The organism is Fulvivirga kasyanovii, assembly GCF_009711405.1.
Lineage (GTDB): Bacteria > Bacteroidota > Bacteroidia > Cytophagales > Cyclobacteriaceae > Fulvivirga > Fulvivirga kasyanovii.
In genome coordinates, this window is record NZ_SMLW01000632.1 from 1 (window position 1) to 13,843 (window position 13,843).

The 13,843-nt window shown below is 43.1% G+C and carries 10 protein-coding genes; all 10 read right to left on the bottom strand.

Annotated features, from left to right (window positions below):
- Positions 1–603: 603 nt before the first annotated feature.
- The gene (locus tag E1163_RS21430; RefSeq protein ID WP_155174515.1) at positions 604–1,044 is read right to left on the bottom strand and encodes an Hsp20/alpha crystallin family protein; all 441 of its coding nucleotides are present in this window, start codon (positions 1,042–1,044) and stop codon (positions 604–606) included.
- A gap of 48 nt (positions 1,045–1,092) precedes the next feature.
- The gene (locus tag E1163_RS21435) at positions 1,093–1,497 is read right to left on the bottom strand and encodes a HepT-like ribonuclease domain-containing protein (RefSeq protein ID WP_155174516.1); all 405 of its coding nucleotides are present in this window, start codon (positions 1,495–1,497) and stop codon (positions 1,093–1,095) included.
- 43 nt (positions 1,498–1,540) lie between these two features.
- On the bottom strand, positions 1,541–1,705 hold the full coding sequence (locus E1163_RS21440; protein WP_155174517.1) for a hypothetical protein: 165 nt from the start codon (positions 1,703–1,705) through the stop codon (positions 1,541–1,543).
- A 182-nt stretch (positions 1,706–1,887) separates the two neighbouring features.
- Positions 1,888–3,783, bottom strand: a complete 1,896-nt coding sequence (locus tag E1163_RS21445; RefSeq protein ID WP_155174518.1) for a BamA/TamA family outer membrane protein — start codon at positions 3,781–3,783, stop codon at positions 1,888–1,890.
- A gap of 190 nt (positions 3,784–3,973) precedes the next feature.
- Complete coding sequence (locus tag E1163_RS21450; RefSeq protein WP_484494438.1) at positions 3,974–4,615, bottom strand: YiaD family glycine zipper/OmpA-like lipoprotein; 642 nt, start codon at positions 4,613–4,615, stop codon at positions 3,974–3,976.
- 192 nt (positions 4,616–4,807) lie between these two features.
- Complete coding sequence (gene tamL / locus E1163_RS31565; protein WP_155174520.1) at positions 4,808–7,108, bottom strand: translocation and assembly module lipoprotein TamL; 2,301 nt, start codon at positions 7,106–7,108, stop codon at positions 4,808–4,810.
- Complete coding sequence (locus tag E1163_RS21460; protein WP_155174521.1) at positions 7,108–12,108, bottom strand: translocation/assembly module TamB domain-containing protein; 5,001 nt, start codon at positions 12,106–12,108, stop codon at positions 7,108–7,110. The genes tamL and E1163_RS21460 overlap by 1 nt, the downstream gene beginning before the upstream one ends.
- Positions 12,109–12,225: 117 nt before the next feature.
- The gene (locus E1163_RS21465) at positions 12,226–12,660 is read right to left on the bottom strand and encodes a pyridoxamine 5'-phosphate oxidase family protein (RefSeq protein ID WP_155174522.1); all 435 of its coding nucleotides are present in this window, start codon (positions 12,658–12,660) and stop codon (positions 12,226–12,228) included.
- Positions 12,660–13,091 (bottom strand): Ohr family peroxiredoxin, encoded by a 432-nt coding sequence (locus E1163_RS21470; RefSeq protein ID WP_155174523.1) that lies wholly within the window; start codon positions 13,089–13,091, stop codon positions 12,660–12,662. Before E1163_RS21470 ends, E1163_RS21465 begins: the two co-directional genes overlap by 1 nt.
- A gap of 97 nt (positions 13,092–13,188) precedes the next feature.
- Positions 13,189–13,752, bottom strand: a complete 564-nt coding sequence (locus tag E1163_RS21475) for a type 1 glutamine amidotransferase domain-containing protein (protein WP_155174524.1) — start codon at positions 13,750–13,752, stop codon at positions 13,189–13,191.
- Positions 13,753–13,843 lie beyond the last annotated feature (91 nt).

The window sequence follows — 13,843 nt, forward strand, 5'->3', positions numbered from 1 at the left end:
TTTTTATAACTCTCAAAAGTTAGGAGTTTTAAGCCAGACAGGCAAACTAAGTGGGAAGGGATTACTCTTTGGAAAAATATGAGAACAAGCCTAATTTCTTATGAGACACAACATTTTGAATACCTGCCTGACAGGCACCTGCTAATAGCACTGGCAGAAATAGCTGGCAAAAACCGGGGTTAAACAACATATAGTCCGGATTACTAATTTTATGGTAAGCTTCATGTCACAAACTCAATTTTCCATCTTTTACTCTACAGGCTTTAAGGATTCAAGCGGAATTTCTAGGGAGACCTTAAATTTTCACCTCTTTGCTGACAGGCAGTTGTTAATAGTAATCGGCAAAAGCAGTAGGCAAAGGTGTATAATATAACAATAAGCGCGGTTTACTGATTTTCAACAACAAGTTTCACATTACTTGCTTTACTTTCCAATCTATTTACTCCACAGGTTTTACGTTTGTTCCGCTTTAAGGGATGATATAAAATATACTGCTTCTTGTCTTGGACATATAGAAAAGCCACGCTGAGCTTTAAATCCGGACAAGTAGATTTAAAGGTGCGTGGCCTGAATATTATAGGATGTGAGACTTATGGTGTATGCTTATGAAATACTGATATTTCTTTTTTGCTGCACCCTTGCTTCTTCTTTTTTAGGTATGTGAATGGTAAGTATACCATCTTCGCAACGGGCTGATATTTCATCGCTGTTGACATACTCAGGAAGGAGAAAGGAACGGGTAAAATTCGTTACCTGATATTCCCTGCGTGTATAATTGCCTTCAACATTACCTGCTGGCTTTCTTTCGCCTGATATTGAAAGTATATCATTCTCCACTTCGAGTTTATAATCTTTCTTGCACATACCAGGCGAAATCAACTCCATGATAAATTCCTCGTTATTCTCTATAATATTTATCGAGGGGCTGCTTTGCCTTTTTCTTCTTATAGGAAAATCCTCAAAAAGATCTCTGTTGGTAAAATCATCCCAGAAACCTTCGTTCAAATCTTCCCTCTTCTTGCGTTTGTCTAAATCGTATAACATGATATTTTAGGGTTTGATTTATTTCAGATCTTGATTTACTTTCTGCTGTCAGTTTCTTCGGTTGGTGCCTTCTATATCTGCTTCTTTCAATTCGTTTTCTGAAGGTCTGTCCAATTCGGCCGAAGTTTCAATTATTTCATCCCTGATAATTTCAAGGTCATTTTCAATGACATTCCAGATCATTTGATGGTCAAGCTCGGCCTCTTCGTTGTACCTGGCATTCCTGAATCCACTCAAAACATCGGATTTAAAATTTAATCCGGGAACATCATCTGAGCCGCTTTCCAGTTCATATGCAGCTTGTCCTATCATTTGGAAATTCATATAGACGGCTTCTTTCACCTGCTCTTCTTCAGTGAACTGCTGGTAATTCAGGCCTCTGGTTTCCTCCTGTATCTCTTCAATACCTTTAATAATATTGTTAAGATGTAATTGTTGCTCTTCCTTGGTCATGTCTTCTGGTATTTTTAATTAAAAACTTCTCTTCGACAAAGGGTTATCTGCCATATACACCCTCTCCTACATCTCCCTCTCCTTTCCCCTCTCTAGGGTCTACTGTATCTTGTTTTACGGCTCCTTTATCTTCGACGGTACCTTTTTTGGGTTCACAACCTAATGCAAACAGGGTACATATGCCTATAACTGCTATTATCCGTTTCATTTCTACTTTAATTTAAATGTTAGCTGGCCTCTATATACTGAATATTACAGGCAGGCCACCTTTTATTGATAATAAGTAAAAAATTCATGCCATAGTAAAAAGAGGCCGATGCTTACACCTATCGGCACTACCGGGTGCAATGCCGTGTAACGGGTTCTACAGGGTTGTTGATGAATAAGAAATTAGTTAAAACCTATTACGGAGGGTTCTTCTATCCTGAAATCGGCTATGCGCAAGGGGGCTTGTCCGGACAGATCGAAACCTAAGCCTGAAGTGGTGGGTGGGGTTACAGGATACCACGCCAGCCTTATCTGGATAGTATTGATGGCGAGGTTTTCATTACGAAGCCTTACTCCAAGGCCATACCCTTGATATAGCTGATTTTTAAGCAATTTACTATTATCAGCATTTACAAGGGCCAAATCAAAAAAGGCAAAGAAAGCAAACCTGAAACCTATTATATAATAAGGCGTAAAAGCGACTGTCTCTGAGCTAAAGGATAATTTTCTGGTTCCTCTGAGAAATGTATAGTTTAAACCTCTCACGCCATTCTGATTGTTGATATTGATGTACTCGTTGTCATAGCGGTTGATGCCGGTGGTATAACGTAATCTCAGGAACTGTCTGAAATTAAACTTTTTAACTCTGTATAATGGACTAAAATAATCTCCCTGAAGGCTAAAGACGCCCTGGTCTACACGACTTTTTCTCACAAAACCTCCCAGATGAAGCGATGGTCTGATATAGCCCAACCGGCCAAAATAGCGCCCTGTGGACAGGCGCCACCCCAAATAGGTGCGGTTGTAGAATTCATTGACTTCTTTACCGGTGGTAAATTCAAGAAGGTACCCGCTGGGGATATCCTCGGTTCTACCATATCCCAGTATAAGGGCACTTTTTTCGTAGCTGCGTTGTGAAAATCCTACGGAAACGAGGTACAAATTCCTGTCGAAGAATTGCTGATTGGTGTCCTTTTCCACCACTGGCCTGTCAAGGTACCTCGTCCTGTCAAAACGGGCACCTACCTGAATATTGGTCCGTACCCCGTCATCTGTTTCACTGATCAGCCATGACCGCCCCAGCCAGAGGTCTTGCTGGTTAAATTTAGTATAGAACTCTATGGTAGTGTCAGGAAATATTCTGTTAAGGAGTATATTGCTCTTGTTTATATCTATACCTCCGGCATATTTGATCTCCGGGGTAATGAAATTACGGTAAATACGTACACCAGCCCTGTCGAGTGGCTCAGACCTGGCAAAATTCACCTCCCCCGTAATGAATGTTTTATAGATGTTATTGACACTGTAGGTACCGCTGTAACCTATTTTTGGTACGTATTCGGTATTGTACAAAAATTCGTTCCTGAACTCATGACCCAAACCCAGAAAGTTTTTGTCAATAACTGCAAAATCGCTGCGTTCGACATTATCCACACTTATTTCACCGGATATAGACCAGATGTCTTTAACTATGATCAACACTTCCACTCCGGGAACTCCTTTCCTGGAGATCACATAAATACGGGCATCCTTAACATAGGGCAGGTTCCTCAGTATCCGTTCACTATCTGTCAGCAAGCCGGGATCTACCCGGTCCCCCTCTTTGAAGAATATGTTACTCTTGATGATCCTGCTCCGGGTATATACATGCATGTCATTGGCTATATTAATAGCCCATGAGTCATAATTTTTGGTTGTATCGGTAATCCGTGTTCCGAATACTTCCAGTTTCTTTATTCTGATATTGTTAATTACCTGCCCCTCATATTTTTTATAGTTGCCATTGGTAATTATTGCTTTCGGCTCTGCCTTCTTATCTTCTTCTTTTTTAACGTCATTAAATAGCAAACGGTATAGCTCTTTGGTAAACCTGGTCTTGTAAAGCTTCTCTTTCACTTTTCTGTAAAAGTCTTCACTCCTTCTGGTTTCGTCTCTTTTCAATTTTGCAGCCACTGTATCAGGCAAAACCAAAACGGTATCGTGCTCTACATAAATAGAAGAGTCGCCCAAAATCAAGATGCTTCGTCCTTTTACATGAACGCTGTCTGTGGGTTGCTGCTTACCTTTTTTTTGTGCCATCAACGGTAAGCAAAGCCAAAACATTAAAATAAAAATGATAAGTTGTTTCAACACAAAAAACTCCACTATAAAGAAAAACCCCATCTGCCATACCAGGCGAGACCGGGGTTTTAAGATAAACTAATTTCTGTAATTAATGTATATCGGTTTAACGGATAATCTTAATGCTTAATAAATCCGGTTTTGTTGATTAAAGTTCACCTCTCTCTGCCATCTTTTTCATTTTATCATTGGCATAAATGGCTACTTCTACCCTTCTGTTTTGCTGACGGCCGCTGGGCGAGCTATTATCCGCAACAGGCTGGGACTCTCCATAACCCATAGTAGTAATACGGCTTCTGTCAACACCCTGGGCACTCAGATAATTGGTTACGGCTCCGGCACGGTTCTCTGATAGCGACTGATTGTAGCTATCCGAACCTGTATTATCGGTATGTCCTTCTATAAGGATGTTGGTGTTTTCATATTTTTTTAGTGTATTGGCGAGATCATTAAGGTTGGCCTTTGTAGCCGGCTTCAGATTATATGAATCTACATCAAACAATAGTCCTGAGTCAAAGGTAATTTTTATACCCTCTCCTACTCTTTCTACCTCAGCCCCTTCAAGGTCTCTCCTGAGTTCTTCAGCCTGTTTATCCATACGGCGGCCAATTAAAGCCCCGGCTGTACCTCCAACGGCAGCACCTATAATAGCTCCAACGGCAGTATTGTCTGAGGCACTACCGATGGCTGCTCCTATAGCACCCCCCGAAGCAGCTCCTATGGCACCTCCTTTAGTGGTATTGCTGGCCTGGCAACCCGACATAAGGAATGAGCCAAAAACAAATGCCATTAATATAAAAGCCGCAGTGGCCAATGATATTATTCTATTTCTAACTGGTTCCATAATTCTTTTTTTTAAATTCTTACTTTAATGGGAACCAAAATGAATACCAGTTTTACATTATTCCACCAGAAACGAAACCTTCCCTGTTTCTGCCTGATTTACAGCATTTAAACCTGTGGAATAAAATCTACATATTGATTAAAAAGGGTATCCTATTGCAATATTCAACAACAGGTTCTCGCTTCTCCATTCTCTGTCGTTGATGGCAATATCACTAAATCGCCATTTGTCGTCAGCGGGGGTTTTAAGAGGGAAGGCCAGGTCGAACCGTAATACAAAAAACTGGACATCGAACCTGAGGCCTACACCTGTACCTACGGCGATTTGATTGTAGAAGCTGGAAGGGTCGAATTCTGAGCCTGGCCTGTTCTCATCTTTTTCTATGGTCCATACATTACCGGCATCCACAAAAACGGCTCCTTTGAATGCGCCTATGATATCGAAACGATACTCTACATTACCTTCAAGTTTAACATCCGCTGTCTGGTCTATGTAGTTCTGGTCTTCGGGGGCTTCGTAAATACCCGGCCCCACCGACCTGGCCCTGAAGGCCCGGATGCTACTGGAACCACCAATGGAAAACTGCTTAGTATAAGGCATGACCACAGAATTGCCATAAGCATAACCTACTCCTGCAATCAGCCTGGAGGCCAGCTTTGTACTGGAACTTAGCCTCCAGAAGTGCCTGAAATCAAAATCCGTTTTTACAAATTGGGAGTATGGTGAGCCCAGAAGCTGATAGGGCTGTTCATCGGTATTTTTCTCGGAACTGGTGGTTGACTGCAACAGGTGTACGAGGTTACCGGAAACATCGATATTTCCATTGAAGTAGAAGTTGTGTGTTCTATTCACCCTTTCTTCTTTGCCTTGCGAGTTATAATAAAAGGAGTAGGTGGTACCCATGATGAACTGCTCTTCGTAGCTTCTCGCAAAGATTGGTCGCTCCTGAAGGACGCTGTCGAATCTTTCGGATACATTGCCCAACTGGATAAAATCAATACTCACGGGGTACAGCTCATGTCTTCTGGTCTTGGTCTCATGCCATGAAAACCCGTAGTCGATATCGATGGAATTTAATCTGAACAGGTCAACGCGCTGGAGGGTTTTGAACCCGAGCTTAAATTTTGTCTCCGGCACAAACCGTGATGATACATTTTCAATCCTGATCGGGGTTACAAAGCGGGGAACGGTCAATACATTTTCTACTCCCAGGATGTAAGAGTTCAATGGCTGGTCGGTCTGGCCTCCTACCTGCACTTCGTATCCGGCGGTAAGGTTGAGTTCATAGCGTTCGGCACCTCTCAGGAAATTCCTGTTTCGGAAGGATGCCGTAAAGTTGGGGCCGACATTGTTGTTGGATTTTGAAACGGCCTGTAACTCCAGCCGGATAGATTTTTTCTTAAATGGTGTAAGGAATACATCTGCGCGCAACTCCTGGTGCCCCATATCTTTAAAGTCAACATTCACAAACTTGAACACATCAAGCTGGATAAGTCTGTTGAGAGTGACCAGTTCGGCTTCTTTTGTGTAGATATTCCCTTCCCTCAACCTGACATGCCTGGTGACGACTTCGGGCTTAAAGGTATCATCGCTGTGTACATAATGGATACCGTTGACCATAGTGGTATCGGCCTGGCCGGATGCTTTGGTTTCATCAAACTGGTAATTGGGGTAAACGTAAATGTCTCCTATACGATAGATCTCCTGGGCTTTGCCAGGGGCATCATTTTTTACGGTCATGTGCAGGTCTACACCTCTGTTGCCCACTGTGCTGTCTGCACGAAAGAGCAGGTATTGATCATCAAAATAGAAATATCCCTGGTCTTTAAGCTCTTTCTCTATTCTTGCCCTCTCGTTTTTCATCTTATCCAAATCGTAGCGTTGGCCGGTTTCTAACAGTGTACCTTCCCTTATACCTCTTATAGACCTTGGAAGTGTCTCTTCGCCGGTAGGGAAGCGCACGGTATCATAGCGGTAGGGTTCGCTTATATGCGCCTTGAAAACTATGGAGTTGGCTAGTTTTCCTTCCTTTACTTCATAGTTCACATAAGCCTGAAAGAATCCTTCATTGTTCAGTTTGTTTTCCAGCAGGTTGACATTACGGGAAATATCAACATCCGAATAGTAGACCGGTGGGGCTCCAAGCTTTGTTTTCATCCAGTGTTTCAGGCCTTTCTCCTTTTTAGGTTCTCCGGCAATATTATAGAACCAGACTTTGGGCCTCGACCCCAGTAGCTTCACATTGGGTTCGGGTGTGAGCATTTCTTCCAATTCTATTTTCAGCTCGGGTTTTCCTTTTATACCTTTTGGGGAAACAAACTTCACTTCAGCACCATCATAGTATTTCTGTCCTTCATTAAGGTATTTGGCCCCGCTACACGCGCCCATAAGCAACACAATTACTATAAAGAATAATATATTAATATGGTGTGGTTTCACTAGTTTGTAGAATCTTTTGCTTCTTGATTTTCTTCCTGTTGCTGATTTTTTTCCTGCTTGTCCTTCACCTTGAATAACTCTTTAAAGGAATCGTAATCGCGTACGAAAATAATACCAGCCCCGGTTTTTATCACTTCACCCTGGAGCAGGTTGTCGTATTCATTTTCCCTGAACCCAACCAGCCTGAAACGGCCATCTTCGGTAAGTTTATACTCTATGCGAATATCGCCGGCAAAGTCTGAAAGGTTCTGCTGTTGCTCTGCCCGCTCGCCTTCGAGGCCAAAATTACCGGCTACTTTCACCACAACGCGATTATTGAAAAGTTGTTTGGACAGTCCCAGCTCAAGTTGGGTAGTACCTCCCGACTCCGTGCCGGAAGTGTTGTATGATTGGAGATCAAGGTTTAGCTCCACGCCTTCAATTTTGCCTGCCAGCTTATTGAGCTGATTGCTTAGGATGCGACTGGCACTGCTTCTGGCTGTGGATTCTGCTATATTACCACCTCCCCCGGTCGTGCTGAATGACTCCAGGTCTTTAGTGGACTTGAATAATAGCAGGTAAAATACCTGGGCGTTGAGGTCGTTCTGGTTTTTATTGACTTGCGCTACAAAAGCCTCGGCTCCTGATGCTGCAGCACTTTCTTCCAGCCCAAGCCTGAATGAGATATCCGGGTTAAGCAGTTCGTTTTTTATATCCAGATAAACTATAAATGGCGCCTTCTGGGTAGAAGTTTCATTGATGCCGCCGGGAATTTCATAAACGGCCGAAACGGTGTAGGTAGCCGTGATATCCATTCGGGCGTTGAGCGGGTCGCCTGTCCATATCAGGTAGCTGCCCTGGGTAATGTCAAATTCCCTTTTTACCAATCCGTAAAAGTTCAAATTGTAGGCACCGTCATAAACTTCATAGCGGCCTGTTAAAGTCATATCGCCGGATGGCTTGATGCCCAAGGTCAGATTGGCATCTCCCTGAACGGTAAGTTTATCACCGGTTACCGGGTCTATCACTACGCTAAAAGTACTGTTGCGGTCTACATCAATTTTTGCCGTGAGGTTCAGTCCCTTCAATGCATCACTAATGGAGTCAGTAGTAGTAGAAACCTCCTCCCCTTCCAGGAAAGGGTCCTCCTCAAGGTCTTTATCGAAGAACTCAACCACACCTTCACGCTCCTGGATCTGGATCTCTTCTTCCGGTATAACATAGGTCAGGTTACTGCCTGATTTCGGGCTGACGTTGAGTTGTATGTCCGGCTGGTTGGAGGTGCCTGTTATCCGGGCATTGGCATTGATGGCCATATTTCCATAAAACAGATCATTGTCGTCTTCTGTGGTATTGAGCAAAAGAAAATCATTGGCGCTCACCTGCAGGTCAAATTCATAGAGGGTATAGTCATCAGTAAATATTCTGCCGTCAATATTCGCTTCATTATTATCTTTATCATGAAGCACAAAGTCGTCAAAACTGATACCTGTACGGTTAAACGTAATACTTTCATCATCTATGGTTAGCTGGCTCTGCAAATAGCTTACCCTGAAAGATGCTTCCCTGAAAGTAAGTTTTCCGTTGATGTTGGGGTCGTTCAATGTACCTGTTACTTTTAGGTTTCCGGTAAGCAGGCCATTCATATCCTGCAACTGTCCCATAGCAAATGATTCCACCGTGGAAAGGTCAAGGCGAACGAGGTCGGCCTGCAGGTTTAGGGCAGGCACACTGTCGGCAAGATAGTAGCCATCTACTTTCAGGTTATTTGTCTGGCTCGTTATATCAAGGTCTACATTATATTGAATGTCATTGGTGTTGTAGGCATGTAGTACCACTTTACCCAAAGTGTCTCCCCTATAGCTAAAGTCATTGATATTAATATCGGATGTAAAGGCAAATTTGGACGACTCCATGTTTATGTCGATATCCCCGTCCAAAATTCCCCCTACAAGGTAGCCTTTGGCCTCCTCAAGCTTGCCCAGAAAACTCAGATCAAAATTTGAAATGTCGGTTGTGAGTACGCTATCTCCTTTCTGATTTATAATGGATTCTACCCTGATCTCCTGATTTTCATTGGTCAGGAACAGGTTTTTGATCCAAAGGCCAGACGGATGGAAATCGAGACTGTTGCTGGGCTTTACACTCCAGGGGTCATAGTTGAGTACAAATTCACCAGGCGTGAACTGGAACCTGTAATAATCGGGGCCGCTGATGAAGATCCCTCCGAAGTGGTATTTTTCATCTCCCTGGTCATCCAGGATCCTCAGGTCCGTCTCAATGTGATCGGCCTCAACTATACCCGAAAAATTGACATGGTCTACACCCATACTGCCGGTGGCAAGTTTTCTGATACGGGTTTCGTAACCCAGGTACTCTTCATCAGAGTGTACATCAATGTTCAGTGAGTCGATAGTGATTCCATTATAGACTACTTTGGGTATAATAATATCAATATCCAGCATCCACTGCTCGCTGTTGTATTCTCCTTTGATGGGGCCGGGCTGAAGCTCTTCCAATCCGGGAACAATCATTTCTGAAAAGAACTGGGGGCGTTTGATGTTGATGTTAAAGGTAAATTCCTGATGGGCCAGCTTTTCCACATCCTCAACATCATTCAGGGCATAGTACCTGTTGAAATGCTGCTGTAGCACATGAGGGAGTGTTACCAAATCGAAGTTACCTTCAAAGTTTGCCTCCAGTACCCTGGAGTAAATGGAAATATCGGTGATGTCCTTATTGGTGGTTGAAGACAATAAAAAGGTGTCGATCCTATACAATTCGTCTCCCCGTGAGATCACAAAGTCCTCCACTTCCAGTGTGCCATTGATGTTTTCCACTGATGACGCTTTAATGTCAGAGTTTACTTTTGCCCTCAGGCGCAGGTCATTTTTTGAAAAATTCAAGGCCTGCAGGTCGGCCGACCTCAGGTCCAATGAAAACTCGTAACGTGGAATGCTGTCATTGAGGTTTACCAAACCATTAAAATCAAAATCGAGATTAGGATCATCCATAGACAGTTCTCCGTTAAATTCTTTGGCGTGTATTTTCCCATTGATCAGGAGGTCGTTGTAGGTGTAATTATTATAGCCAAGGGAAGCCACTTTTCCTTCAATACGGGTGTTTATCTGTTCCAGGGTAAAGCCCTTACCATCCACTTCGGCCCGCATGGTCAGTTTGCCTATAGTAGTGTCACCTGCCATAAGTTTTCCGAGGTCAAAGCTGTCAACCTCCACATGCCCCTGGTAGGTATACAGGCTATCGGGGAGCATGGCCATGTTTACATCCGCCTTAATGCTTCCATAGGCGCTTGTAACATCTGCTTTGGTTTTAAAATCATTTAAGGAACCTTTAAAAGTACCTGCTACCTGCATGGAAGGGGGCAAGCTAATATTTGGAGGTATAAGTGTATCAGATAAAATGGTATAAAGATCCTTTTTAGTGGTGGTTAGCTCTTGCAGTTTTATGTCCCATTGTGCTTTGTTAATATCAGGCAGGCCTTGTACATTTCCTGCTATCCTTACTTTTGTAGAATAGAATGCTTCTGCATAAAAGCCTGATACTTCCAGATCGGCAAGAGCTCCTGAAATTTGTCCTTCAAACACCACATCACTGGCATTGCCGGTGAGGTACGGGATTTGCGATTTCAGTGCCGGCTGAAAATAGTAAAGGTCTTCCATATCAAATTTTGACCTCTCGAAATCTGCCTGAATACTAACCTGCTGCGGGTTTTGTTGCAGGGCTTCAATGGACGGATAGGTTACTTTCAGGTCTCCGTTTACATTGGAATATTGTGTAATCAGTGTAAGGTCATTGACGAAAGACTCTTCTTGCCCATACTTAAACACTGCTTTTAGCTGCTCCAGGTCCATACCTCCTTTTTCTTTGGCTGAAAGGCTATTGACCTTACCCTGAGCATAACCGTTTTGGAATTTCACTTCGCCCAGTTCTGCGCTTACCTGCTGAAACCACATGTGGTAGGGGTCAAAGCCTTTTACTGCTTCATAATTGTGATCGTAAAACCTGAAGCCTATATTTTCAATGGAAGCCTGATCAGCAGATGCCAACAATTCGAGTTCGCCAGCGGGTATAGTATCCTGCTCAGCTACAACTGTGTCGCCGGGATTACTGAACTGATCAATGGAAACAAAGCTGTTGGCGATGGCAATAGTGCTGGCTTCATACACTTGTCTGGCTATGTCCAGTTCTTTGATCTCTGCCTCTACATGTCCGATGTCTGTCAACACCTTCATCTTGCCGGGCTGGTCTTCAAAGGTAAACTTTACATTGTCTACCAGCAGGTTTTGACCGCCTATATCGATCACCTGGGCTGATGTGGTATCCGTAGAGGTGGTTTCTTTGAGTATGGTGAAGGAGCCGATACTGTTTTCAAGAGTAATCTGGTCAACGGTAATTACTGACTGGTTGAGGTCAAATTCGGAAACATCGGCATAGAAATGGCCAAGGTCTACAGAAAGCTTCATGCCGTTATAAAGGTCGTTGTAGTTGACCCGGGCATTTTCGATATCAGCTTCATAAAGTGCAAATGTAAAAGGTTTCGATGGTGCTGCAGTAGTGTCTATTGGTTTGGCCGGTGTGGCAAAAGCCTCCGGTATAAACTGAAAATTGAAAGTGCTATCAGTTTCCTGATTATGGATATTGGCAACTAGCTGCCTTACTTCAAGGCCATCGATTTCGAAGCGGTTGTCCAGCAAGCCCCACAAGTCTGTATCTACACTGATATAGTGGCTGTAGGCCAACGTATCACCTTTCTGGTCTTCGATATAAACATCTTCTATAACGATAGCAGTGGGAAAATCAACGTACAACCTGCCTATACTGGCTTCAGTGTTGGTTTTATTCTTATAAAACTTAACTGCTTCGGAAGTTACATATTGCTGAACCGCCGGTATCCTTAATGAAAATATCAGTATAACCAGCAACAGGATGATCCCGAGCAGGAACCATCCTATTGATTTGAGTATTTTAAGCAATATGTTTTTAAACTTACCTGCTTTCATTGCAGCTATTGATCATGAGCCGTAAAGTTATTAAGTGTTAATAGTTTTATAATCAACAAGTGATAGCAATTAAGCTCTTGCCTGGTCATTTTTAAATAATTTTCTTTATTGGATAGGTTATTTGATATCCTCTACCCTGATAAGCTCCCTCATAGATGAGGTTTCGGTATCCCAACGCTCCACATGTTTGATCCTTACTTTGAGCAGGCAAAGGTTAGGATCATCCTTCCCTTGAGGGAACCAGGCTTCATGGATGGGGCTCCAGAATTTTTCCTTGCGTTCGTCATCATCAACGCATACAGCGGAGCCGGTTATAGAAATGTACGTATGGCTATTGGCATCAGCATAGCTCAGGTTGACGTGGTTGTTTTCCTCAATCTCGTCAAGCTTTGGTGAATTACGGGTGGTAAAAAACCAAAGTACACCCTCGCCATCGAGTTGGAGGGTGTACATTGGTCTGCTTCTCAGGTTGTGGTTGTCATCCATAGTGGTCAACATTGCCACTTCAATCGAGGCAATATCATCTCTTAATTGTTCTCCTCCGTTTTCCATCAGGCTTCAACTTCAATTTTATTGGCAGTAAGCACAACTTCCATATTACCTCTTGTTGCTTTGGAATATGGGCACACCTGGTGCGTTTTCTTTACCAGATCAGTTAACACGTCTTCTTCTACGGCTTCATCTACCACGTTTAAGGCCGCTGACAAATGAAATTTCCCATCGTTGTCATGCAGCGATACTTTTACAATTATCTTCGGGTCGCTTAGTTCAACTTTCAGGTGTTTTGCCATTTCTTTCATGGCTCCCAGAAAGCAAGGTCCATAAGCTGCGGCAAAAAGCTGCTCCGGGTTGGTGCCTGCTGAGCCGTCTCCGCCCATAGACTCGGGCTTGGAAAGTTGCAGGTTAAGGTTTCCTTCCTGCGATTTAATATTACCGTCGCGACCACCCTGGGCAGTAACTTCGGCTGTATATAAAGGTTTCATTTATTTCTGGTTGGTTTAATAAATTATTATATAAAAAGAAGAGGGTGCTCCAGGCAAGTATTTCTGAAACAGCCTCTTGGTATATATTTATAACAGATTAGTGGGCCTGAGGTTCATGTATTCCTTCACGAAATTCTTCAAGCATTTTTTTATTGAAAGCCGGTATGTCGTCAGGCTTTCTGCTCGTAACGAGGCCATTGTCCACAACCACTTCCTGATCTACCCACTCTGCACCCGCATTGATCAGGTCTGTTTTTATGGAAGGGTAGGATGTCACTTTCCTGCCTTTCAAAAGGCCGGTTTCTACCAGTGTCCATGGACCGTGGCAAATAGCCGCTATGGGCTTTTTATCTGCCATAAAGCTTTTGACAAATGACACTACCTTTTCGTTTGTCCTCAGGTGGTCAGGATTTAAAACTCCTCCCGGAAGCAACAGGGCATTGTAATCATGTGAGCTTACATCGCTGATATTTTTATCAACATTGTATTCTCCTCCCCAATCGGTTTTGTCCCAGGCTTTGATTTTTCCTGACTCTGGTGACACTATATGTACTTCTGCCCCTGCACTTTCCAGTGCTTCTTTTGGAGCTGTAAGTTCTATTTCTTCAAATCCGTTAGTAGCTATAATCGCTACTTTTTTATTTTCAAGTAAGTTGTTCATGTCTTTTCTCTTTTTTGTTCGAATAAATTAGCTCTGCCAAGTTGTACTGTTTGAATGGAAAGATTATGCCAAATCCAAAGTTGCTGTAATG

Coding starts and splice junctions, on each gene's coding strand:
- E1163_RS21465 (WP_155174522.1), bottom strand. CDS start 12,660: ATGGAAAACGGAGGAGAACAATTAAGAGATGATATTGCCTCGATTGAA.
- E1163_RS21475 (WP_155174524.1), bottom strand. CDS start 13,752: ATGAACAACTTACTTGAAAATAAAAAAGTAGCGATTATAGCTACTAAC.
- E1163_RS21435 (WP_155174516.1), bottom strand. CDS start 1,497: ATGACCAAGGAAGAGCAACAATTACATCTTAACAATATTATTAAAGGT.
- E1163_RS21470 (WP_155174523.1), bottom strand. CDS start 13,091: ATGAAACCTTTATATACAGCCGAAGTTACTGCCCAGGGTGGTCGCGAC.
- E1163_RS21450 (WP_484494438.1), bottom strand. CDS start 4,615: ATGGCATTTGTTTTTGGCTCATTCCTTATGTCGGGTTGCCAGGCCAGC.
- E1163_RS21460 (WP_155174521.1), bottom strand. CDS start 12,108: ATGAAAGCAGGTAAGTTTAAAAACATATTGCTTAAAATACTCAAATCA.
- E1163_RS21440 (WP_155174517.1), bottom strand. CDS start 1,705: ATGAAACGGATAATAGCAGTTATAGGCATATGTACCCTGTTTGCATTA.
- E1163_RS21445 (WP_155174518.1), bottom strand. CDS start 3,783: ATGGCACAAAAAAAAGGTAAGCAGCAACCCACAGACAGCGTTCATGTA.
- E1163_RS21430 (WP_155174515.1), bottom strand. CDS start 1,044: ATGTTATACGATTTAGACAAACGCAAGAAGAGGGAAGATTTGAACGAA.